Here is a 22,382-nt window from a genome sequence, read left to right as displayed (position 1 = left end):
GTGCAACAGCCCCCGTGGAGCCCTGTTTCAGAGGGTCAGCAGCATCGCCACCATGGCGATCCCCATCGACAGCCGGCAGGCCCGGGCCAGCTCCGGCCGGTCACCCCATCCCACGCCCCCGCCCCCGGCGGCGACGGGCATCAGCCGGACGCCGGACAGCAACACGTACCCCATGAAGTACAGGAGCAGGGCGCCCGTCACGAGCGGGACCCCGGAACCGCTGTGCCCGCTCCCGTGGCCGGGTGAGGCGGCCATCGCGACCGCCATGTAGACCATGGCCGAGGCTCCCACCAGGTGGTGCAGGTGGTGTGCGCCGGCCCGCGTCGACCACAGGGCGTGCAGGGCGGCCGCGCCGAACACGGCCGCGTAGGCGGGCCAGGCCCACGACGGCGGCGTGAACACGGCGGCGGGCACCGCCATCGCGGCCATGCCGAAGCCCATCAGTGCCTCGCCGCCCGCGGCCCGGCGCTGCTCCTCGACGCGGCTGCGCATCCGCAGCAGACAGTAGACCCCGGTCGCCGCACACAGCGCGACCAGCAGCCAGCCGTGCGAAACCGGTCCGTGCACGCGCACCCTCCCCGCTCGACGGTCTCGGACAGTCCGTCGATGCCCGGGCCACGCGGCGCGCACGCAAGCGCAAAGGCGTACACGGGGAGCATTCGGCGGAGCGCGGCAGGTCACCGTATATGCTTTACGAGTAAAACACTTGCTAAGGTGATGGGTATGAAACTGGTGATGGGTACGAGCACTCGCCTTCCGCTCGCCGGAGTGCTGCGCCTCGGCCGACCCCCGGAGATCTGGTTCAAGCCCGCTCTGAGCGTGGTCGTCGCCGTCGCTCCGCCCAACCTCGCCCTGCTGATGCTCGGCCGGCTGGACCTGGCGCTCTACACGATGGCCGGGTCCCTGTGCGCGCTCTACGCCCACAACCGCCCCTACGCCGCCCGGGCCCGCGCCCTTGCGTGCGTGGTGCTCGGCATGCTCGGCGGTCTCGCCACCGCACTCGTCGCGGCCTCCCTCACCGCCGATGCCGTCGTACTGGTCGCCGTCGGCTCGGTGCTGGCCGCCGTACAGAAGGTCCTGTGCGACGCGACCCGCATCGGCCCGCCCGGCAATGTGGTCCTCACCTTCATCAGCTCCGCAGCCCTGTTCGCCCCGCAGTCCCTCGACCAGGTCCCCGGCCACCTCGCGCCGGCCGTCGCTGCCGGCGCCTGGGCCTGGCTCGTCGGCATGGCACCCGGCCTGCTGCGACCGCACGGCCCGGAGCGCCGTGCCACCGCGGCCGCCCTGGACGCGGTCGCCACGCACGCCGGGACGAGCGGCCCGGGCAGCGCAGGCGAGGACCGCGCCCGCACCCACGCCACCGCTGCCGCCGCAGTGCAGGCCGCCCGGCAGTCGCTGTACTCCGCGGGCCGCCCCTCCGAAGCCCGCCTCGCCCTCGAACGCCTCGTCGTCCGCGCCGAGGTCGCCCTCGCCGCCCCGGCCGACGCCGACCCCGGGCTGCTGCGCACCTGGGCACGGCAGGTGCGCGGCAACCGACCGGTGCCGGAGGTCGACGACCTCGCGGTCCTCGGCGCCGAACTTGCCCCCCGGTCCCGCCCGTTGTGGCGCCGCCTCGGCCCCCTGGCCCCCCTCGCCGTACGCACCGCCCTCGGCTGTGCCCTCGCCGGTTACGTCTCCCTCGCCCTGGGGATCGGCCGCCCTTACTGGGCCCTGGTCACCGCGGCATCCCTCTACCAGGCCAACCTCACCCTGACCTGGGGCCGTGGCGTCCAGCGGGTCGTCGGCAACCTGCTCGGCGTGCTCCTGTTCGCCGCGCTGGTCCCCCTCGCCCACACCGGCGAGGTCGCCCTCGTCCTGTGCTGCCTGGCGCTCAACTTCGGCGCCGAGGCACTGATCGGACGCAACTACTGGCTCGGCAGCGTCTGCGTGACCCCGATGGCGCTGCTCATCACCGAGTTCACCGGCTTCCAGGAACCCGGGCGGCTGATCACCGAGCGGGTCGTGGACACCCTGGTCGGCGCGCTGGTCGGTCTGATCGCCGCCGTGGCCGTACCGGATCGGGCGTGGCAGCGGGTCGTGCGGACCGAGCGAACCGCACCCCGTACGCTCGCGGCTACGGGGCGGAGCCAGGGTCGTCCGCACCCGGACCAGCGCACAGACAGCGACACGACGGAGGGCGTACGGCCATGACGGCGACCAACGGCGGGCCGACCGGGACGAGACAGGACACGGTGGCCGCCGTGGTCCGGCAGTGGCAGACCGTCCACCCCGACCTCGACACCGCCCCCATGGAGATCATCGGCCGCATCAACCGCTGCGCCGCCCTCCTCCAGCAGGCCGAGGACGCCCCTCTGCGCCGGGCCGGCCTCAGCCGCCCCGAGTTCGACCTGCTCGGCGCGCTACGCCGCACCGGCCATGAGCTGACCCCCAGTGAACTCGCCCGCGAGACCTTCTCCTCGGGCGCCGCCGTCACCAAACGCCTCAAGCAGCTGACCGAACGCGGCCTGGTGGAGCGCCGCGGCGACACCCGCGACCGCCGCGTCGCCCACGTCCGCCTCACGGACGCCGGCCGGGACCTCGTCGACGGCATCCTGCCCGAGCAACTCGCGTACGAGACGGGCGTACTGTCCGGGCTCGACCCGCAGAGGCAGGGCGAACTGGCCTCCCTGCTCGGCGAGTTGCTCGCCCAGCTGGAAGGGCGGCTGGGGGCGCCGCGCGGCTGACCCGACCGGACCGCGTCACTTCTCGTCGGCCGCCCGGTACACCCCGAACACCGCCCCCTGCGGGTCCCGCAGCACGGCGATGCGCGGTCCGTCGGGGACTGAGGTGGGCTCCATGAGGATGGTGCCGCCTGCCTCCGTGGCGTCCGCTGCCGTCATGTCCACGTCCAGCACCGCGAAGTACGGCAGCCAGTGCGCAGGCACCTCGTGCGGGAACTTGTCGTCCATCGTCACCATGCCGCCGAAGTCGGCGCCCTCGATGCCCCACTGCGTGTAGTGCTCCGAGGCGTTGACGCTCCAGCCGAACACCGTCGTGTAGAACTCCACGGCCCGCTCGGGCGCCCTGGTCAGCAACTCCACCCAGCCGAGCGAGCCGGGCGCACTGAGCAGCCCCGCCCCCGGGAAGGCTCGCGCCTGCCAGAGCTGGAAGGCCGCGCCCGTCGGGTCCACGGCCACCGCGAAGCGGCCCACGTCGAACACGTCCATCGGACCGACCAGCACCGAGCCGCCGGCCTCGGTCACCCGCGCGGCGGCGGCGTCCGCGTCCGGCACCGCGAACGACACGTTCCACGCCACCGGCTGCCCCTCCTGGTACAGCGGCGTCAGCGCGGCCACCGCCGCGTCCCCGAGGTGCGCGATCGTGTAGCCGCCCGCCTCCTGGCGGGGGTCGGTCTCGGCGCGCCAGCCGAACAACCCCTCGTAGAACCGCTTGGCCGCGGCCAGATCGTCGGTCCCGAGCTCGGTCCAGCAGGGCCCGCCGGTCACCGGCTTGTCGAGCTTCATGGCGTTCCTCCCGCAGGGAAATCCCCTCCAGCACGCTAAGCCCCGCCCAAGGCCCCGGCCATCCGGGGAAACCCACTGGAGCCGGGCGCCGCCACCGCCGTACGCTCGACCCCGTACCGCACCGCATGGCGGCCTTCCGACACCGTTCTCCGACCGGAGGTCCCGCATGCCCGCACTCCAGGTGCGCCCCTTGCGTCGCGCCGACCGCGACCAGCTCACCGAGCTGATCAACATGCACGTCGCCGCCGTCGTCCCCGGCGTCACCGTCTCCGTGAACACGGTCCTCAGCGAGCTGGAGCGGCAGCCGGGTGAGTTCATCACGGACCCCTGGGTGAGCGAGCGCGTCACCCTCGTCGCCGAGCAGCACGACCACGTCGTGGCCGCCGCCCACCTGCTGCGCTACCGCGCGGACGACGAGGTCGGCCCGGGCTACCGGGACATCGGCGAGATCGACTGGTTCGTCTGCCATCCGCCGGCCTCCTTCTGGCCGGACTCCGACGAGGCCGCCGACCTGCTGATGAGCGCCTGCCTGGCCCAGCTGGCCCGCTGGAACGTACGCGCCCGGTACGCGAGCGGCGAGCTCCCCGCCCCGGCCGTCCATGGCCTGCCCCGCAACTGGCCGCACATCCGCGCCGTCTACGAGCGGGCCGGATTCCGGCACGTCGGCGACACCGAGGTCATCCTGATCGCGCGGGTGGCCGACCTGCCGTCCCGCGAGCCGCGGCCGGGTGTCACCGTCGACCGCACGCTGGGGGAGTGCGGGACGCGCCTCACGGCGTACGCCGACGGTCGCGCCCTCGGCTTCGTCGAGGTCGACACGGCCCTGTCCCGCCCCGAACGCCACGCCCGGGGCACCGGCCTCGCCGACATCGGCAACCTGCACACAGACCCGTCGGTGTACGGCGAGGCCCTGGAGCACTGGCTGCTGGGGCAGGCCGCCGACTGGCTGGGCCTGTGCGGCGTCGACCGCCTGCTCGCCTACGAGACGGCAACCGACCGCACCATGATCGACCACCTGACCTCGGCCGGCTTCCGGGAACTGACCCGCACTGACCGTCGCTGGGAACACCGCCCGCAGTGAGTCAGATCCCCGGCCGGTACCGCAGCGGATGATCTGCCGGCACCTCCACCAGCACGATCCGCGTTCCGTCCGGATCCGCGATCCACATCTCCACCAGCCCCCACGGCTCCTTCACCGGCGGCCGCACGATCTCGACGTCCTTGCCCCGCAGCTCGTCGTGCGCCGCCGCCACGTCCTCGACCTGCAGCCACAGCCGGACGGCCGGGGACGGCGGGGTCTCGGAGCGGCCGGAGACCTCCAGGAATCCACCGCCGAGGAAGTAGACGGTGCCGCGCTCCGGCCCCGTACCGAACTCGCGGTAGACGGCGAGCCCCAACTGCTCGCCGTAGAAAGCACGGGAACGCTCGGGGTCGGTGGGTTGGAGGAGGGTCCGTCCGCTCAGTACGTGCACCATGCAGGCGGAGCCTAGTCGCGCGTTACGCTCAGCGGTGCCCGAGCCGCGCCCGAGAGTGGAGATGCGCACCATGGAAACCGCCGCGACGCCCGCCGCCAACGGACTCACCTTTCGCGACGCCACCGACGCCGACGTGGACACGCTGGTCGCGCTGATCGAGTCCGCCTACCGCGGGGACGACAGCCGGGCCGGCTGGACGACGGAGGCGGACATCCTTCAAGGGCAGCGGACCGACCCGGAGGGCGTGCTGGAGGTCATCAAGTCGCCCGACAGCCGACTGCTGACGGTCGAGCAGGAGGGACAGGTCGTCGCCTGCTGCCAGCTCGAACACCGAGGCGACCACGCCTACTTCGGGATGTTCGCGGTCAGCCCCGCACTCCAGGGCGCCGGCCTCGGCAAGGTGATCATCACGGAGGCGGAGCGGCGGGCCCGCGAGACCTGGGGCGCGACCGAGATGCACATGACCGTGATCTCCGTACGGAACGACCTGATCGCCTGGTACGAGCGGCGCGGCTACCGCCGTACGGGACGGATGACCCCGTTCCCGTACGGCGACGAGCGCTTCGGCATTCCGCAGCGCGACGACCTGCAGTTCGAACTGCTGGTCAAGGAGCTGGCGTGACGTTCATGCGGCTCCTCACGCCGTGAAGCGGGCGGTGCGCTTGATCTCCGGGTAGTCGGTGGTCGCGCCGTCCAGTTGCAGGGCCCGTACGAGACGCAGGTGGTCCTGGGTGTTGACCACCCAGCCGATGATCCTCAGGTCCGCCTTGCGGGCGTGCTCCACGACCTCCAGGGTGAGCCGGCGGATGTTCAGGCAGACGGTCGCGGCACCGACCGCGACGGCGCGGTCCACGATGTCGGTGCCGTAGCGGCTGGCGATCAGCGCGGTCCGTACCCCCGGCACCAGACGGGCGATCTCGGCGACCGCGTCGTCGTGGAACGAGGACACCTCGACCCGGGAGACGAGGTCACGTGCGGTCATCACCTCGGCGAGCGCCCGTGCCGCCGCGACGTCCTTGATCTCGGCCTGGAGCGGCGACCGCACGGCGTCCAGGACCTCTTCGAAGACCGGGACGCGCTCGCCACGGCCCGCGTCCAGGGCGCGCAGCTCGGCGAGGGTCTTGTCGGCGATCAGGCCGGTTCCGTCGGTCGTGCGGTCCACGTCGGTGTCGTGCATGACGACGAGGGCGCCGTCCTTGCTCAGGTGGAGATCGAGTTCGATGACGTCGAGGCCGGCCAGTTGGGCGGCGACGAAGGAACGGAGGGTGTTCTCGGGTTCGACACCCATCACTCCGCGGTGACCGATGGTAAGGAAGTTCAAGGTTCAACTCGCTTCCGTCGACGGCGGCTCGGCGTGCGCGCAAACCGGAGCGGACTGTTCGCGCGGCAGTGCCGCAGCCTAGTGGCCAGGGCGCGTGATGAACCCCACGTGTACACAGGGTTTGCGGCGGTGGACATGGCGTGCCTGGCCCGCAGCCTCCCGCGTGGTCACCCTGGCGTGGGCGAGTCCCGCAGGGATTGACCGGTCGCGGCGGGCTCCCGTGCTGCCCGGCCTCCCGTATGCCCACGCGGGGCCGGAGTATGCGCCGTCACGATGACCAACAGGAAAAAGTGCGGTGACCATGGGGATGCGCAGGATAATTTCCTGAGGCTCCTCTTGCTGGGAGGAACCTCGTATGTATACGGTCTGCTTACGCGAGGTTCTCCCGTGGAGGATGGGACATGACGGAAATTCTTGTGCAGGCGGCTTCGGGGGAGCGGGTTCCTCCGGCGACCAGGGTGGTGGAGCACCCGGCGTGGCCGGTGCTCAAGGATGCCGTGGAGCTGATCCGGCCCTGGCAGTCCAAGGACGGATCGATCGACTTCGAGGCCGAGGGCGCGCCCGAGCGCGCGGACGCCGAGGCTGCCGTACGGCGTGTCGTGGAGGCCGTAGATGAGCTCTCCGCGCTGCTGCCGCACGACGCCGCGTACCACCAGGCCCTGGTGAAGGACCTGAGCCGCTGGGCCGACGGTGGCTTCGAGGTGCCGGACTTCCTCGACTCGCTGCTGGCCTTCCAGCCCGCCGCGAACCGTGCGGACGGCCTGCAGCACCTGGTCGTCTTCCCGATGTACACGCAGAACGGCAACCCCGACCGCAACCTCGAGGCGGTCGTGCTGCGCATGGTGTGGCCGGACTGGCTGGCCGAGCTGGAGCGCACCCGCTACGACAACCCGCTGTTCTGCGGCATCAAGTTCGAGGACTTCACGGCGGGCTACGACACCAACTCCGCGGTCCTCTTCCCCGAGACGATCGCCGTGCGCGAGGCGCCCGAGCGGTTCAGCTGGGGCGGCATCTTCTGCGACCGCGAGGCCGCCCGCTTCCGCCGCGTCACCGACGCCGCCGTCGACATCCTGGGCCTGGAGCTGCCCGAGGACATTGCCGCGATGGTCCACGACCAGAAGCGCTGCGAAGAGGCGTTCGTGCTGTGGGACATGGTCCACGACCGCACCCACAGCCACGGCGACCTGCCGTTCGACCCGTTCATGATCAAGCAGCGCCAGCCGTTCTGGATGTACGGCCTCGAAGAGCTGCGCTGCGACCTCACCGCCTTCAAGGAGGCCGTGAAGCTGGAGGCGGAAGGCGTCTCGCAGGCTCGTGACGTGCAGTTCGCGGTGCTCTTCGACCGCATGTTCCGCTTCCCGGTCACCGGTGAGCGCGTCCGCAACTACGACGGCCTCGGCGGTCAGCTCCTCTTCGCCTACCTGCACAAGCACGACGTCGTCCGCTGGACCGACAACAAGCTGTTCATCGACTGGCAGCGCGCCCCGCAGGTCACCAACCAGCTGTGCGCCGACATCGAGCAGCTCTACCGCGACGGCATCGACCGCCCGAAGCTCGTCCACTGGTTCGCGGGCTACGAGCTCGTCTCCAGCTACCTCGCCCCGCACCCGGGATCCCGCTGGGCCAAGGGCCCGGACGCCCTGGACCTGACACAGCCGCCGCGCAAACTCGTCGATGACGTGCTTCCGGACGAGTTTCCGCTGAGCATGTTCTATGAGGCCCTGTCCAAGAAGCTGAAGAACGTGATCGCCTCCACCAAGGGCATCACGGCGGACAGCGCCGAGCGGGTCGCCGCGTGAGCGACAGCGACACCCGGAACACTGCTCAGACTGCTCAGGAGGCGAAGAAAATGGCGGGGAACGGAGCTCTCAGCGGTGCGGTGATCGCGGTGGCCGGTGCGGGCGGGCCCGCAGGCCGGGCGGCGCTGCTGCGGCTGGCCGAGGCGGGCGCGACCGTCATCGGCTCGGACAACGACCCGGAGCGGCTCGCCGAAGCCGTGGACGCGGCGAGCTACGCGCACGGCGGTGCCACCGTCGTCGGTGACACGGTCGACCTGCTCGACCGCGAGGCGACCCGCGACTGGGCCACCCGGATCGAGAAGGACTTCGGCCGCGTCGACGGCCTGGTCCACCTGGTGGGCGGCTGGCGCGGCAGCGAGACCTTCGTCAAGACGAGTCTCGACGACTGGGACTTCCTGGAGCTGCTGCTGATCCGCACCGTGCAGCACACCTCGCTGGCCTTCTTCGAGGGCCTGCAGCGCAGCGACCGCGGACGGTATGTGCTGATCAGTGCCGCCGGCGCCTCGAACCCGACCGCGGGCAACGCCTCGTACGCCGCCGCCAAGGCCGCCGCCGAGGCCTGGACGCTCGCGCTGGCCGACGCCTTCCGCAAGGCCGGGGGCCCGGAGGGGCCGACGTCCGCGGCTGCCATCCTGGTGGTGAAGGCGTTGGTGCACGACGCGATGCGCGCCGAGCGACCCCACGCGAAGTTCGCGGGCTTCACGGACGTCAAGGACCTGGCCGATGCCGTCGTCGGCGTCTGGGACAAGCCCGCCGCCGAAGTGAACGGAAACCGTCTGTGGCTGACCGAGAAGCCGTGAACCCTCCGAAGACCGACGCCCGTCGCCATCACGACCCGGACGTCCGCGGTTTCGCCAGTGACAACTACGCCGGCGCCCACCCCGAGGTGCTCGCCGCCCTGGCCCTGGCCAACGGCGGGCACCAGGTCGCCTACGGCGAGGACGACTACACCGAGAACCTCCAGCGGATCATCCGCAGCCACTTCGGCGCCACGGCCGAGGCGTTCCCGGTGTTCAACGGCACCGGCGCCAACGTCGTCGCGCTCCAGGCGGTCACCGACCGCTGGGGCGCGGTGATCTGCGCCGAGAGCGCGCACATCCACGTCGACGAGGGCGGCGCCCCGGAGCGGATGGGCGGCCTCAAGCTGCTCACCGTGCCCACGCCCGACGGCAAGCTCACTCCCGAGCTGATCGACCGGCAGGCGTACGGCTGGGAGGACGAGCACCGGGCGATGCCGCAGGTCGTCTCGATCACCCAGAGCACCGAGCTGGGCACCCTCTACACGCCGGACGAGATCCGCGCGATCTGCGAGCACGCTCACGCGCACGGCATGAAGGTGCACCTGGACGGCTCCCGGATAGCCAACGCGGCCGCCTCCCTGAACGTCCCCATGCGGACGTTCACCAACGCGGTCGGCGTCGACATCCTCTCCCTCGGCGGCACCAAGAACGGCGCGCTGTTCGGCGAGGCGGTCGTCGTCCTCAACCAGGACGCCGTCAGCCACATGAAGCATCTGCGCAAGCTGTCCATGCAGCTCGCCTCCAAGATGCGCTTCGTGTCGGTGCAGTTGGAGGCCCTGCTCGCCAAGGACCTGTGGCTGCGCAACGCCCGCCACGCCAACGAGATGGCCCAGCGCCTCGCCGAGGGCGTCCGCGCCATGCACGGCGTCGAGATCCTCTACCCCGTGCAGGCCAACGGCGTCTTCGCCAAGCTCCCGCACGACGTGAGCGAGCGCCTGCAGAAGCGGTTCCGGTTCTACTTCTGGGACGAGGCGGCAGGCGTCGTGCGCTGGATGTGCTCCTTCGACACGACCGAGGAGGACGTGGACGCGTTCGTGGCGGCGCTGAAGGAGGAGATGGCGCGCTAGGCCGTCTCCTCCCCAGCACCCTCAGCGCTGCTCAGCCGTTCACGACGATCGCGGCGCTGTTGTTCCGCAGGTTCGGGTCGAACTTCCTGATCTCCAGCTCGCTCAGGTCGTTGACGGTGCTGACGGTCGCCCGTGCGCCGCGCACCAACCGCTCGATCTGCAGCGGGATCTCGAAGATGTGGGACGCCCCGTCGTGCAGCCAGATGGGCGTCCCGCAGTAGTAGTAGGTCGAGGGGTTCGGGTCGTCCGGGTCCGACGACCAGCAGTTGTCCATGTCGAGGACCTTGGTGCCCTCCGGCGCCTGGAACCGCACCACGGCGACCGGCGCGCCCGCGCCCAGGGACGCCACCCACGCCGGGCCGCGGTTGCGGACCGTGACCTGGGCGGTCACCGTGTCGCCGACGGCCCCGCGCACCTTGCTGCCGGTGAGCTTCAGGTCGGCGGTGTTCCTGGCGTCGAGGACGACGGCCCGGTAGTTGTCCGACAGATCGAGGTCGTCCTCCCCGGCGGCGGCCGGCTGCGCCGCCATGGGCCGCAGGTTCAGCTCGGGGCCCGTTCCCGGGGTCCACGTCCCATCGCCGCGGGCCTCTTCCAGCGCCTCGTCGGAATACGGCAGTACGGAGTGGTCGAACCGTTCGTACAGCGCCTTGCGCCCCACACGAAGCCCGGTCACCAGCTCGTACTGCTCGCCCGGAGCCACCGCCTCGTCCAGCACGCACAGCGCGGACGTACCGGTGGCGTGCTCCCGGTACTCGCAGTTGGAGTGCCGCTCCTTGAACCGCAGCCCGTACGACGCGTTGACCCACAGCAGCGTGCGATCCACGGCGCGGTTGCCGGTGTTGCCGACCGTCGCCCGAACCTGGGTGTCCGTGCCGGGCTTGAGGTCGCGCTGGTCCTCGGCCTGGCTGAGCCCGAGGTCCGGGCCGGAGCCCAGGGTGATCCGGGTCTCCGCCGGATACGCCGTCAGCTCTCCCGCGGTGGCCGAGTAGCGCACGTACCCGGACGCGCTGAGGTCGGCGTCCGGCAGGGCGCGGAGTCCGAGCCGGGCCGCCGCCACGCCGCCGTCCTTCCCGGCCGGCATCTCCGGGAAGTCGCAGACCGCCTTGACCGCCGACTCGGGCACGCAGTTCGCGGGCCATGACACTCGCGCGAAGGACGCGAGCTCGCTCGCGTCCACGGTCAGTTGGCCGGCCGGCACACTGTTCTCGATGTTGTCGTGGGTGACCCGCACATCAAGGGTGCGCTCCCACGTCCCGCCCTCCGCGTCCGGCCCAGGCACTACCGTCTCGGACGGCACGCTGATCCCCAGCTGGTCGGACGCGGCATACACGGGTCCGGCCCCGACCGCGGCCAGGGCACAGCCGGCCACCGCGGCTCCGAGCAGATGATGCTTCATGACTTCCCCCTTGTCGACGCTCCGTCGGACGCCAGACCCACGGCACGGGGGAGGGGTTGTAGCCGGACGTCGGGTTGCGGCGATGTTCAGCCGTTCTCGAGGCGGCATGGCCGCACGAGGCCCGAGTCGATGCATACCTATACGTTGAGCGGAAAGTAAATTGACCGGAGTTCGGGCTGGCATCTACGCTCGGCCACCATGCAGATGATCCAGCAAACCGCTGACCTGTCCGCGTACTTGGCTGCCGACGAGGTGATCGACCATCACCATCCGCTCGTCCGTGAGACGGCTGCCAGGCTCGCCGATGACGTGGCGGACTCGTATGAATATGCGCGGGCCGCGTTCGAGTTCGTGCGGGACACCGTTCCGCACTCACAGGACTCCGGCGATCTCCGCGTCACCTGGCGCGCCTCCGACGTCCTGGAACAGGGCACCGGCATCTGCTACGCCAAGGCCCACGCGCTCACCGCGCTGCTGCGGGCCGAGGACATCCCTACGGCACTGTGCTACCAGCGCCTCCTGCACGACGACGGCAGCGGGTACGCCGTGCACGGCCTGGTCGCCGTACGGTTCAACGGGGCCTGGCATCGCCAGGATCCGCGCGGCAACAAGCCGGGTGTGGACGCCCAGTTCTCACTCGACGGCGAGCGGCTGGCCTTCGAGCCCGATCCGGCGTCCGACGAGATGGACTATCCGATCCTGTACGCCGCACCCCACCCGGTCGTACTCGACACCCTCAAGTCCGCCACCGACCGCCCCCATCTGTGGCAGACACTCCCCGCCGCACTCACGGATGCCATCAGATGACATCGAGCAGGGGGTCGCAGCCCACGGTCCGCCGCTGGCCGGCGGTCGAGCAGCGCGCCCCAAAGGGGCGCGGGGAACTGCGCGACAAGCCACGACGGCGCCGCAGACGACGGGAGACAATTCGCGGCACTACCCAACGCGCTCTACTCGGCGGAGCGCCCGGCCTCGGCCTCGCGCACCTGCTCCGGCGTCGGTGCCGTGCCGCCGAGGTGGGCCGGCATCCACCAGGTGTCGTTGGCGTCCTTCGGGCGCACCGGGTAGGCGCGCTGCGCGGCCTCCAGGAGCTCCTGGACGCGTTCGCGCAGCTGGCGGGTGATCGCGCCCGCGTACTTGTCCTTGGAGGCCTCGATCGCCTCGCCGACCCGGATCGTGATCGGGATGTGGCTGCGCTTGAAGTTGCGCGGCTGGCCCTTGGTCCACAGTCGCTGGGTGCCCCACACGGCCATCGGGATCAGCGGCACGCCGGCTTCCTGGGCCAGCCGCGCGGCGCCCGACTTGAAGCTCTTCAGGGTGAACGACTGTGAGATCGTGGCCTCCGGGAAGACCCCGACGATCTCGCCGGACCGCAGCGAGTCCAGCGCGTGCGCGTACGCCGCCTCACCCTGCTTGCGGTCCACGGGGATGTGCTTCATGCCGCGCATCAGCGGACCGGAAATCCGGTGCCGGAAGACGGACTCCTTCGCCATGAAACGGACGAGTCGTTTCTGCGGGAGGGCGGCCAGGCCGTTGAAGACGAAGTCCAGGTAGCTGATGTGGTTGCTCACCAGCACAGCGCCGCCCGAGCGCGGAATGTTCTCCGATCCCTTGCAGTCGATCTTGAGGTCCCACGCCTTGAACAACGTCTGGGCGAAACCGACGACGGGACGGTAGACAAGCTCTGCCATGGACGGGGTGGACCCTTCCTTCTGTGCCTGGGAAGGAAGCTCCCAGTGGGAAAAGTTACGCAGCCGTAGGTTTACGGCATCTCGCAGATCGTGCCCCAAGAACGGCCGGGGAGCCAGTCCCAGTGCCCGTGAACGGCGAGATCCTCGTCACTTCGGCCCCATGATCCACCTCGGATTTTGAAGCCGCCTTTACTCTGCGCGCACCGTCACCCGCCGTACGAGCAGGTACATCTCGCAGCCCAGGCAGTACCCGAAGACGGCGTTCAGGAAGGCGGCCGCGAGCGCGGCCCCGGTCGCGGCCAGTCCCAGCCAGTCCGGCCCCAGCGTGTACCCGACCAGCCCGACGCCCGCGAAGACCAGCCCCACCGCCTGTGCGAACCGCGGCGGTTCCGGCGCCTCGAACTCGGTCGGCGGCCCGATCCGGGGACGTACGGCCTTACGGAACAGCCAGCCGTACGGCGAACGGCCCACCCCGCCCGCCGCGCCCAGCGCGAACGCCAGCGTCTGCCAGGCCAGCAGCCAGGCGCTCCCGGTGACCAGAACGACCGCCAGCAGCACGGTCGTCACGGCCGCCCCGAAGCGCGGCCCCCTCACATCGATGTCCATGAATCAAGCATTCCGCACCGGACAGGCTTCGGGGAGTCGGGAATCTTTGCAGTCTCGTGAAGGGTTGAGCAGGGTGATGACCGGACTTGTGGTGTGCGTGGTGGTGCTCGTCGCGGCGAGCGCGTACGGAGTGCTGCATCGGCGGCGGAGCGGGAGAGTAAGGGTGCGCGGGCGGGACGACGGAAAGCGGCTCGGGGCGGCCGAGTTGGGCCAGACGCTGGGCGAGCGCGCCACCCTCGTGCAGTTCTCCAGCGCCTTCTGCGCGCCCTGCCGGGCCACTCGGCGCGTGCTCGGCGAGGTGGCCGGCATGGTCCCGGGCGTGACCCACGTCGAGATCGACGCGGAGGACCATCTGGACCTCGTACGCCGGTTCGACATCCTCAAGACGCCGACCGTGCTGGTCCTCGACGCCGACGGCAACGTCGTACGGCGGGCCACCGGTCAGCCGCGCAAGGCGGACGTCATCGCCGCGCTCGGTGAAGCGGTCTGAGGGGCTGTGATGCCGAGGGTGAGTCATCTCCCACATCGCGGAACCCACTTGACTGTGTGCACCACCTATCGTCAGCCTGACCGTATGCCTGAGGAACTCCTTCTCTTCGGCCGGGCCCATGTCGACCTGGCCCGCACCGCGAGCGCGCGCTGTCCGGGCTGTTGAACGGCCACGGACCCGCACACCTCCCCTCGCAGAAGGACAACTCCATGACGGCCACGTCCGGCCTCGGCACCACCCGGCTCGCCTCTCCCGACCTGCTCCGCTCCGTCTTCCGGCGCCATGCGGCGGGTGTGGCGGTGATCACCGCCCGCGGTGAGACGGGCCCGGTCGGCTTCACCGCCACCTCCCTCACCTCCGTCTCCGCCGAGCCCCCGATGCTCTCCTTCGGCATCGGCACCGGTGCCTCCAGCTGGCCGGCGATAGCCGCGACGGAGCACGTCGGCGTCCACATACTCGGCGAGCACCAGCAGTCGCTGGCGGCCACCTTCGCCCGCAGCGGCGCCGACCGCTTCGGCCCGTCCACGGCCTGGCGCGAGGGTCCCGAAGGCGTCCCCGTCCTCGACGACGTCCTGGCCTGGATGGTGTGCCGGATCGTGGGGCGTGTGCCCGCGGGCGATCACCGCATCGTGCTGGCCGAGGTCCTCCTCGGTGACCCCACCGGCCCCGGGCGTCCGCTCGTGTATCACCAGGGCCGGTTCAACGGCCTGCGTGACTGACGTCACCGCACCGATGTGACAGGACCGGCCTTCCATCGTTCTGCGAAGCCGTCGAATTCCGATTACGCTGCGTTGCAAAGGTCACAGTTCAAAGCGCTTGCTTAGCGGGAACGAACTGGGTGTACTGACGAGTAATATTTCGCTCGGAGCGCGGGTCGCCCCGAGCGGGAACGGCCACTTGGGGCGCCTATGCTGCCTGCAAGTAGGCAGCAGAGAAATGTCGACGCAGTAGGAGAGCCGGCGTGAGCTTGAGGATCGTTGTCACCGTGAAGTACGTGCCCGACGCCACTGGCGACCGGCACTTCGCCGATGACCTGACCGTCGACCGGGACGACGTGGACGGTCTGCTCTCCGAGCTCGACGAGTACGCGGTCGAGCAGGCGCTGCAGATCTCCGAGAACTCCGACGACGACGTGGAGATCACCGTTTTGACGGTGGGCCCCGAGGACGCCAAGGACGCGCTGCGCAAGGCGCTGTCCATGGGCGCCGACAAGGCGATCCACGTCGAGGACGACGATCTGCACGGCACCGACGCGCTGGGCACCTCGCTGGTGCTGGCCAAGGCGATCGAGAAGGCCGGCTACGACCTGGTGATCTCCGGTATGGCCTCCACCGACGGCACCATGGGTGTCGTGCCGGCCCTGCTGGCCGAGCGTCTGGGTGTCCCGCAGGTCACCCTGCTGTCCGAGGTCTCCGTGGAGGACGGCACGGTCAAGGGCCGCCGGGACGGCGACGCCGCTTCCGAGCAGCTCGAGGCGTCGCTGCCGGCCGTCGTGTCGGTCACCGACCAGTCGGGTGAGGCGCGCTACCCGTCCTTCAAGGGCATCATGGCCGCCAAGAAGAAGCCGGTTCAGTCCTGGGACCTGTCCGACCTGGACATCGAGGCCGAGGAGGTCGGTCTCGAGGGTGCCTACACCGTCGTGGACGCCGCGGCCGAGCGCCCGGCCCGCACCGCCGGCACGATCGTCAAGGACGAGGGCGAGGGCGGCAAGCAGCTCGCTGAGTTCCTCGCGAGCCAGAAGTTCATCTAAGGGTCGCTGGCCCGCTTGAGGCTCAACTCCCTTACCGCCCCTCAGACTTCGTAATCCGCAGGAGTGCATTCCCATGGCTGAAGTTCTCGTCTACGTCGACCACGTGGACGGCGCCGTCCGCAAGCCCACGCTGGAGCTGCTGACCCTGGCCCGCCGCGTCGGCGAGCCGGTCGCCGTCGCGCTGGGCAACGGCGCCGCCGACACCGCCGCCACGCTCGCCGAGCACGGCGCGGTCAAGGTCCTCACCCACGACGCGTCCGAGTACGCCGACTACCTGGTCGTGCCGAAGGTCGACGCCCTGCAGGCCGCCGTCGAGGCCGTCTCCCCGGCCGCCGTCCTCGTCCCCTCCTCCGCGGAGGGCAAGGAGATCGCCGCGCGTCTGGCGCTGCGTATCGGCTCCGGCATCATCACCGACGCCGTCGACCTGGAGGCCGGCGACGAGGGCCCGGTGGCCACCCAGTCGGTGTTCGCCGCGTCCTTCACCACCAAGTCCCGGGTCTCCAAGGGCACCCCGGTCATCACGGTCAAGCCCAACAGCGCGGCCGTGGAGGCCGCCCCGGCCGCCGGTGCGGTCGAGGCCCTCGCCGTGTCCTTCTCCGCCGCCGCGACCGGCACCAAGGTCACCGGCCGCACGCCGCGTGAGTCGACCGGTCGTCCGGAGCTGACCGAGGCCGCGATCGTGGTCTCCGGTGGCCGTGGCGTCAACGGCGCGGAGAACTTCGCGATCATCGAGGCGCTCGCCGACTCCCTCGGCGCGGCCGTGGGTGCCTCGCGTGCCGCGGTGGACGCCGGCTGGTACCCGCACACCAACCAGGTCGGCCAGACCGGCAAGAGCGTCTCGCCGCAGCTGTACATCGCCTCCGGCATCTCCGGCGCGATCCAGCACCGCGCCGGTATGCAGACCTCGAAGACGATCGTGGCGATCAACAAGGACGCCGAGGCCCCGATCTTCGACCTGGTCGACTACGGCGTCGTCGGCGACCTCTTCGACGTCGTCCCGGCCCTGACCGAGGAGATCAAGACCCGCAAGGGCTGATCCCGCCCCGGGCTGAACCCCCGGCTGAACGAGGCCCCCGTGACCGTGCCGACGGTCACGGGGGCCTCGTCTCATTCCAGGCTCAGGAACGCCTGCACGGGCAGGTGGTCGCTCGGGAACTGGCCGCCGTCGGAGAACGTGTTGATCGCCGCCCGGTGGGCCGTGACACCGGGCGTGGCCAGGATCCAGTCGATACGGTCGCCGTTCGGCGTCAGCGGCTTGTAGCCGTGGAAGGTCGCGTACAGCGCACTGCGCTCGCGCGCGGTGTCCCAGGTGTCGACGAGACCGGCTCCGAGCAGCGTGTCGTACACGGCGTTCTTGTGGGCGGCGACATTGAAGTCCCCGGTCACCACGACCGGCAGGGCGCGGTCGAACCCGGCGATCCGCTCGGCGATGAGCGAGGCGCTGCGCTCGCGCGCGTACTGGCTCACATGGTCGAAGTGGGTGTTGAGGACGTAGAACTCCCGTCCGCCGTCGGCCAGATCGCGGAAGCGGACCCAGGTGACCATGCGGGCGAAGGCCGCGCCCCAGGTGTTGGAGCCGATCACGTCCGGGGCGTCGGAGAGCCAGAAGTGTTCGAACACGGTAGGGCGCAGGCGGCGGGAGTCGTAGAAGATCGCCATGGACTCGTCGCTGCTGCCGTGCAGCCGGCCGGTGCCCACCCAGTCGTAGTGCGGGCCGAGGTCGGAGTCGATGTCGAGCAGTTGCGAGAAGACGCCCTCCTGGGTGCCTATGACGTGCGGGGCCTCCTCACGCAGCAGCTCGCGCATCACCGGTCTGCGCACCGCCCAGCTGTTGGGCTCGGTGGTGCTCGCGAAGCGCAGGTTGAAGGACATGGCCCGCAGGTGCCGGCGGGGCGGGTGTTCGCCCGCCGAGGCGGATGACGTGGGCAGTGCTGTACTGGAGAGGGGCGCGGTGACCGCCGCGGCCAGCGCGGCCTTCAGGCCCAGGCGGCGCGTGACTCGGCTGTGGTTCGGCACTTCGGGCTCCTTCGGTGGGAACTGCCGGACGAGTCGTGCGAGGCGTGACGTATGGAAGTGTGATACCGCGCCCTGAGATGAACGTGAACATGACGAGATGGTGGAGTGACTCCCCGTGGACACGGTGTTGACCAGTCGGAAGGTCCCCGGATAACTTCGTTCTACGGATTGTTGATTCCGTATGGCGGAAAACAGGAGGGTGTGGGAATGGGTCAGGGCCAGCAGGAGAAGGTGGCGACGAGCCTCGCGGGCGCCGTCAGCGAGGAGATCAGCGCCTCCCTCGCTCCGGTCGACGCCGAGTTGGAGCGCCGCTACCCCGGAGACCCCGGCGGCCGCCAGCCCGTCCACACCGTCTACGTCCCCGGCGACGTCTTCGCCGCCGACACCATCCGCTCCTGGGGCGACCGGGCACTCGCCGCCCTCGACGAACACGCCCCGGACGCCGCGTCCTTCGCCGCCGTCCTCGGTCTGTCCGACGAGCTCGCCGAGCCCGTCCACGCGCGCGTGCGCGCCAAGCTGGAGCGCGAGCCCATCGAGGACCTGCGCGTCGACTTCGAGGACGGCTACGGCCCCCGCCCGGAGGCCGAGGAGGACGAGGCGGCCGCCCGCGCGGCACGGCTGATCGCCGAGGCGTACGAGAACGGCACGGCGGCGCCGTACATGGGCATCCGCATGAAGTGCATGGAGGCGCCCGTACGCGACCGGGGCATCCGCACCCTCGACATCTTCCTCACCGGTCTGATGGAGGCCGGCGGCCTGCCCGACGGGCTGGTGCTCACCCTGCCGAAGGTGACGTACGCCGAGCAGGTCAGTGCCATGGTCCGGCTTCTGGAGGAGTTCGAGAAGGCGCGCGGTCTGGAGCCCGGCCGGATCGGCTTCGAGATCCAGATCGAGACCAGCCAGTCCATCCTCGCCACCGACGGCACCGCCACCGTCGCCCGGATGATCCAGGCCGCTGAGGGCCGCGCCACGGGCCTGCACTACGGCACCTTCGACTACAGCGCCTGCCTCGGCGTCTCCGCCGCCTACCAGGCCAGCGACCACCCGGCCGCCGACCACGCCAAGGCGATCATGCAGGTCGCGGCGGCCGGCACCGGCGTACGCGTCTCGGACGGCTCGACGAACGTCCTGCCGGTCGGCCCGACCGCGAAGGTCCACGACGCCTGGCGACTGCACTACGGCCTCACCCGCCGCGCCCTGGCCCGCGCCTACTACCAGGGCTGGGACATGCACCCCGGCCACATCCCGACCCGGTACGCGGCCGTCTTCGCCTTCTACCGCGAGGGCTTCGAGCAGGCGGCGGCGCGTCTCGCCCGCTACGCCAACCGCGCCGGCGGCGACGTCATGGACGAGCCCGCCACCGCCAAGGCTCTCAGCGGCTATCTGCTGCGCGGACTCGACTGCGGCGCCCTCGACATCGCCGAGGTCGCCCGGCTGACCGGTCTGACCCGTGCCGATCTGGAGGGATTCGCGGCACCCCGGCGCGGCGACCTGACGGTCTCCGCCAAGTAGCGGGCCGGTCACAGCCGTAACCACCGGTCGGCGTTGTCACTCCTGCCCCGTAGTCTGTACGCCACGCATTGACCAGTCACAGGTGTCACAGGAACGGGGCAGCGGTGTCTTCGGGGGAGTACGGACAGACGGACGAGGCCGGTCGGCTGCTGGCCGGGCGCTATCGCGTCGTGGCGCAGCTCGGGCGTGGCGGCATGGGTGTGGTCTGGCGGGCCCTCGACGAGGTCCTCGGCCGCGAGGTCGCCGTCAAGGAGCTGCGCACCTACACCGATGCCGGCGGCCCCGAGCTCGCGGATCTGCGGCTGCGCATGCAGCGCGAGGCCCGTGCGGCGGCCCGGGTGCGGCACCCCGGCGTCGTGGCGGTGCACGACGTCGCCGAGGTCGACGGACGCCCGCTGATCGTCATGGAGCTGGTCGACGGCCCGTCGCTGGACGACGTGCTGCGCGAGCGCGGTCCCCTCGACCCACGCGAGGCGGCCGGCATCGGCGCCAAGGTCATGGAGGCGCTGGCAGCCGCCCACGCGGTCGGCGTCCTGCACCGTGACGTGAAGCCGGGCAACATCCTGCTCGAGCGTTCCGGCCGAGTGGTCCTGACCGACTTCGGCATCGCCGCGATGGACGACCCGGGCGACGGCGAGGCCACCAACCTCACCCGCACCGGTGCACTCGTCGGTTCCCTCGACTACCTGGCCCCCGAGCGCGCCCAAGGCGTCGAACCGGGCCCCTCCTCCGACGTATGGGCCCTGGGCGCCACGCTGTACGCGGCCGTCGAGGGCTCCGCGCCGTTCCGCCGTACGTCGACGTTCTCCACCCTCACCGCCATCGTCTCCGAACCGCTGCCGGAGCCCCGCCGCGCCGGGCCGCTCGGCCCCGTCCTGCAGCGGCTGCTGGACAAACGACCCGAGGCCCGCCCCGAGGCCGACGCGGCGCGGGCACTCCTCCAGGCGGTGGCGGAGTCGGCCGACACCGACTCACAGACGGCCGCGCTGCGGGGGCCGACGGGCGACGCCGGGCCCGCACGGGAGGACACGGAACTCAGTGCTCCGTCGGTGCCGCTGGTTGGCGGGCCACCGGAGGCGGCAGGTCCGAACGGGCCGGGATTCGGAGCACCGGGGACGACAGAGCCCGCCGGGCAGCCGTACGGGGGCCAGGGACAGGGTGCGCCCGCTCAGGGCTTGGACACGCCGGGTCAGGGCGTGCCCGCGTCGGACCTGCCGGGGGCCCCGCGCTTCGGGACTGCCGGACAGGGTGCGCAAGGACCGCACGGCACCGCGACTCCTGGGCAAGGCGCGCCGCCGGCACAGGGCTTCGGCGCCGTCGGCCATCCCGGCTCGGCCGCACACGGACACGGCACCCCGGGGCAGCCGGCCGCATCGCCGTACGGCAGCACGCCGACGCCGTCCGCCCCGCACGCCTTCGGCAGCCCCACCGCGTCGCCGCAGGGTCCGGACGCCACCGGCCCCATGGCCACGTCCTCGGCCACCCCGAGCCGACGCAAGGGCCGGGCCCTGCTCGCCGCCGTCGCCGTGACCGTCGTCCTCGCGGCAGCCGGGGGCGCGGTCGCCCTGCTGAACAACAAGGGCGACACCAAGGCCGAGGCGCAGGCCACGTCGTCCGCCACCTCCGGGGGCGCGTCCGCACCGGCGAGCGGCAGCCCCGACGCCGATCGGTCGGGCGCGTCCGGTCTCACCGACAAGGACGACGAGAAGAACCCCGCCGCGTCCAAGTCCCCGAGCCGCACGACGGAGGCCGAGCCCACCGATCAGCCCACTACCTCGTCCCCGACGAAGGGCTCGGGCGGCGGCACCAACGGCGGTACCACGGGCGGCGGTTCCGGCGACGGCGGTACGACGGGTGGCGGCGGGACCACGGGCGGCGCAGGCACCACGGGTGGCGGCGGCAGCACGGGCGGGGGCAGCACCACACCGACCGCGTCCTGCTCCTCCATCGGCGGCGGCAAGTACAACTGCCAGGTCTGGAGGACTGCGGACTCCTACACCGCCTCCGGCACCAAGGTCGGCACCCTCAACCAGGGCACCAACTACTTCTACTGCCAGCAGAATCTGGGCCGCCGCGAGACATACGGCGAGTGGACCAACGTCTGGTGGGCCAAGACGGACGACGACAGCGGCAACACCGGCGTCTTCGTCAGCGACGTCTACATCGAGGGCGGCAACAACGACGAGCCGGTGCCCGGACTCCCGGTCTGCTGAACCCGTACGTACTTCTCCAGGCCGGAGGCCGTCACCAGCTTCTCCTCCGCCAACAGCCGGGTGCCTCGCGCGCACAACAGCGCGTCGGTACGTGCGTGCGCGACGAACTCCTCGGGAGTTGCACCGAACAGCTCTCTCAAACGGGCCGACGCCCCGAGAAGTTCGGTGAGCAGGGCCCGTTGACCCGGGTGGGTGCGAGGCGCGCCGTTCCCGTTGTGCAGCACCCCGTGGCGGTTTACGTACATGAAGGCACCCGGGAGTGCCGTGCCGTCCGCCAGGAGGATCCGGACCTCGGGCGCGGCCAGCCAGGCGCGGCGGTAGTTGCCGTTCGGCAGGGGCACTCCCTCACTCGCGTCGATCACCGCGAGCTGCTGGGCATCGAGCCAGGTGAGGAACAACTCCCGTACGTCGGCCGGTGCCTCGAAGGGGGAGGCGGACACGTATCCCATGTGGCTCACATGCGCGGAGACGCCGACCCCGATGCCCGTCACCCGCGCCTTCACCATCGGGATGGGAGCCGTGATCCCGAACTCGGCCATCTTGTGCCGAAGCTGGCCCGGACAGGCGTTGGAACCGACCGCGAGAACCGGCGCTCGGTCGTCGTACACCAGGTGGTCGAGGGGCAGCAGCCGATTGCCGTCGAGGAGGCCGGACTCCTCGGGCCACGCGCCCGGGTAGAGCAGGGGATGCTCGCGCGGCGCCTCGGCCAGGCCCTGCGCCTCGAGTGTGCGGTCCTCCACGGG

The 22,382-nt window shown here is 71.0% G+C and carries 23 protein-coding genes; 14 read left to right on the top strand and 9 right to left on the bottom strand.

Annotated elements, in window-relative coordinates; all coding sequences use genetic code 11:
* Positions 1-27: 27 nt before the first annotated feature.
* A complete protein-coding gene (locus EHO50_RS13140) occupies positions 28-567 on the bottom strand; it encodes a DUF5134 domain-containing protein (RefSeq protein WP_128430072.1) in 540 nt (179 codons plus the stop codon).
* Between the two features lie 156 nt (positions 568-723).
* Here EHO50_RS13140 and EHO50_RS13135 point away from each other — a divergent pair, with 156 nt between their 5' ends.
* On the top strand, positions 724-2,190 hold the full coding sequence (locus EHO50_RS13135; RefSeq protein WP_246101126.1) for an FUSC family protein: 1,467 nt from the start codon (positions 724-726) through the stop codon (positions 2,188-2,190).
* Positions 2,187-2,723, top strand: a complete 537-nt coding sequence (locus tag EHO50_RS13130; RefSeq protein WP_128430070.1) for a MarR family winged helix-turn-helix transcriptional regulator — start codon at positions 2,187-2,189, stop codon at positions 2,721-2,723. Before EHO50_RS13135 ends, EHO50_RS13130 begins: the two co-directional genes overlap by 4 nt.
* Positions 2,724-2,738: 15 nt before the next feature.
* Here EHO50_RS13130 and EHO50_RS13125 read toward each other — a convergent pair whose 3' ends face one another.
* Complete coding sequence (locus EHO50_RS13125) at positions 2,739-3,503, bottom strand: VOC family protein (protein WP_128430069.1); 765 nt, start codon at positions 3,501-3,503, stop codon at positions 2,739-2,741.
* A 166-nt stretch (positions 3,504-3,669) separates the two neighbouring features.
* Here EHO50_RS13125 and EHO50_RS13120 point away from each other — a divergent pair, with 166 nt between their 5' ends.
* The gene (locus tag EHO50_RS13120; protein WP_128430068.1) at positions 3,670-4,584 is read left to right on the top strand and encodes a GNAT family N-acetyltransferase; all 915 of its coding nucleotides are present in this window, start codon (positions 3,670-3,672) and stop codon (positions 4,582-4,584) included.
* A 1-nt stretch (position 4,585) separates the two neighbouring features.
* Here the strand turns inward: EHO50_RS13120 and EHO50_RS13115 are convergent, their stop codons facing one another.
* The gene (locus EHO50_RS13115; RefSeq protein WP_128430067.1) at positions 4,586-4,978 is read right to left on the bottom strand and encodes a VOC family protein; all 393 of its coding nucleotides are present in this window, start codon (positions 4,976-4,978) and stop codon (positions 4,586-4,588) included.
* 70 nt (positions 4,979-5,048) lie between these two features.
* Here EHO50_RS13115 and EHO50_RS13110 point away from each other — a divergent pair, with 70 nt between their 5' ends.
* The gene (locus tag EHO50_RS13110) at positions 5,049-5,600 is read left to right on the top strand and encodes a GNAT family N-acetyltransferase (RefSeq protein ID WP_128430689.1); all 552 of its coding nucleotides are present in this window, start codon (positions 5,049-5,051) and stop codon (positions 5,598-5,600) included.
* Positions 5,601-5,615: 15 nt separating this feature from the next.
* Here the strand turns inward: EHO50_RS13110 and EHO50_RS13105 are convergent, their stop codons facing one another.
* Complete coding sequence (locus tag EHO50_RS13105) at positions 5,616-6,299, bottom strand: glycerophosphodiester phosphodiesterase (RefSeq protein ID WP_128430066.1); 684 nt, start codon at positions 6,297-6,299, stop codon at positions 5,616-5,618.
* Positions 6,300-6,700: 401 nt separating this feature from the next.
* Here EHO50_RS13105 and EHO50_RS13100 point away from each other — a divergent pair, with 401 nt between their 5' ends.
* From EHO50_RS13100 to EHO50_RS13090, 3 genes are read left to right on the top strand one after another with little or no spacing between them, the layout of a single operon-like run.
* The gene (locus tag EHO50_RS13100) at positions 6,701-8,098 is read left to right on the top strand and encodes a DUF6421 family protein (protein WP_128430065.1); all 1,398 of its coding nucleotides are present in this window, start codon (positions 6,701-6,703) and stop codon (positions 8,096-8,098) included.
* A 50-nt stretch (positions 8,099-8,148) separates the two neighbouring features.
* The gene (locus EHO50_RS13095) at positions 8,149-8,898 is read left to right on the top strand and encodes an SDR family oxidoreductase (protein WP_128430064.1); all 750 of its coding nucleotides are present in this window, start codon (positions 8,149-8,151) and stop codon (positions 8,896-8,898) included.
* Positions 8,895-9,965, top strand: coding sequence for a threonine aldolase family protein (locus EHO50_RS13090; protein ID WP_128430063.1), 1,071 nt, complete (start codon positions 8,895-8,897; stop codon positions 9,963-9,965). Before EHO50_RS13095 ends, EHO50_RS13090 begins: the two co-directional genes overlap by 4 nt.
* Positions 9,966-9,996: 31 nt before the next feature.
* Here the strand turns inward: EHO50_RS13090 and EHO50_RS13085 are convergent, their stop codons facing one another.
* Positions 9,997-11,361 carry a hypothetical protein gene (locus EHO50_RS13085; RefSeq protein WP_128430062.1) on the bottom strand — a complete coding sequence of 455 codons (1,365 nt, stop codon included), beginning with the start codon at positions 11,359-11,361 and terminating at the stop codon, positions 9,997-9,999.
* Positions 11,362-11,559: 198 nt separating this feature from the next.
* Here EHO50_RS13085 and EHO50_RS13080 point away from each other — a divergent pair, with 198 nt between their 5' ends.
* Entirely contained in the window at positions 11,560-12,168 is a 609-nt protein-coding gene (locus EHO50_RS13080) for a transglutaminase-like domain-containing protein (RefSeq protein WP_128430061.1), read from the top strand.
* Positions 12,169-12,311: 143 nt separating this feature from the next.
* On the opposite strand, the gene EHO50_RS13075 is transcribed toward EHO50_RS13080, so the two are convergent.
* Positions 12,312-13,052, bottom strand: a complete 741-nt coding sequence (locus EHO50_RS13075; protein WP_128430060.1) for a lysophospholipid acyltransferase family protein — start codon at positions 13,050-13,052, stop codon at positions 12,312-12,314.
* A gap of 189 nt (positions 13,053-13,241) precedes the next feature.
* A complete protein-coding gene (locus EHO50_RS13070) occupies positions 13,242-13,658 on the bottom strand; it encodes a DUF4395 domain-containing protein (RefSeq protein ID WP_128430059.1) in 417 nt (138 codons plus the stop codon).
* A gap of 76 nt (positions 13,659-13,734) precedes the next feature.
* Here EHO50_RS13070 and EHO50_RS13065 point away from each other — a divergent pair, with 76 nt between their 5' ends.
* The 4 genes from EHO50_RS13065 (at position 13,735) to EHO50_RS13050 (ending at position 16,934) form a co-directional block, all read left to right on the top strand.
* Positions 13,735-14,148 carry a thioredoxin family protein gene (locus EHO50_RS13065; RefSeq protein WP_128430058.1) on the top strand — a complete coding sequence of 138 codons (414 nt, stop codon included), beginning with the start codon at positions 13,735-13,737 and terminating at the stop codon, positions 14,146-14,148.
* 209 nt (positions 14,149-14,357) lie between these two features.
* Entirely contained in the window at positions 14,358-14,867 is a 510-nt protein-coding gene (locus tag EHO50_RS13060; RefSeq protein ID WP_128430057.1) for a flavin reductase family protein, read from the top strand.
* A 242-nt stretch (positions 14,868-15,109) separates the two neighbouring features.
* On the top strand, positions 15,110-15,898 hold the full coding sequence (locus EHO50_RS13055; protein ID WP_128430056.1) for an electron transfer flavoprotein subunit beta/FixA family protein: 789 nt from the start codon (positions 15,110-15,112) through the stop codon (positions 15,896-15,898).
* A gap of 73 nt (positions 15,899-15,971) precedes the next feature.
* The gene (locus tag EHO50_RS13050) at positions 15,972-16,934 is read left to right on the top strand and encodes an electron transfer flavoprotein subunit alpha/FixB family protein (RefSeq protein ID WP_128430055.1); all 963 of its coding nucleotides are present in this window, start codon (positions 15,972-15,974) and stop codon (positions 16,932-16,934) included.
* 71 nt (positions 16,935-17,005) lie between these two features.
* Here EHO50_RS13050 and EHO50_RS13045 read toward each other — a convergent pair whose 3' ends face one another.
* Positions 17,006-17,914, bottom strand: coding sequence for an endonuclease/exonuclease/phosphatase family protein (locus tag EHO50_RS13045; RefSeq protein ID WP_128430054.1), 909 nt, complete (start codon positions 17,912-17,914; stop codon positions 17,006-17,008).
* A gap of 207 nt (positions 17,915-18,121) precedes the next feature.
* Between EHO50_RS13045 and EHO50_RS13040 the strand changes: the two genes are divergently transcribed.
* Together EHO50_RS13040 and EHO50_RS13035 are read left to right on the top strand one after the other, a co-directional pair.
* Positions 18,122-19,426, top strand: a complete 1,305-nt coding sequence (locus EHO50_RS13040; RefSeq protein WP_128430053.1) for a DUF6986 family protein — start codon at positions 18,122-18,124, stop codon at positions 19,424-19,426.
* 104 nt (positions 19,427-19,530) lie between these two features.
* The gene (locus EHO50_RS13035) at positions 19,531-21,639 is read left to right on the top strand and encodes a serine/threonine-protein kinase (protein WP_128430052.1); all 2,109 of its coding nucleotides are present in this window, start codon (positions 19,531-19,533) and stop codon (positions 21,637-21,639) included.
* Here the strand turns inward: EHO50_RS13035 and EHO50_RS13030 are convergent.
* Positions 21,585-22,379: a hypothetical protein gene (locus EHO50_RS13030; protein WP_128430051.1), complete on the bottom strand. Its 795-nt coding sequence runs from the start codon at positions 22,377-22,379 to the stop codon at positions 21,585-21,587. The two genes, EHO50_RS13035 and EHO50_RS13030, sit on opposite strands and share 55 nt — an antisense overlap.
* Positions 22,380-22,382: the final 3 nt, after the last annotated feature.

It is taken from the genome of Streptomyces cyaneus (assembly GCF_004028635.1).
GTDB classification, from domain to species: Bacteria; Actinomycetota; Actinomycetes; order Streptomycetales; family Streptomycetaceae; genus Streptomyces; species Streptomyces cyaneus.
Note: the sequence above shows the minus strand (reverse complement) of the source record. Positions and strands in the feature narration are given on the sequence as shown.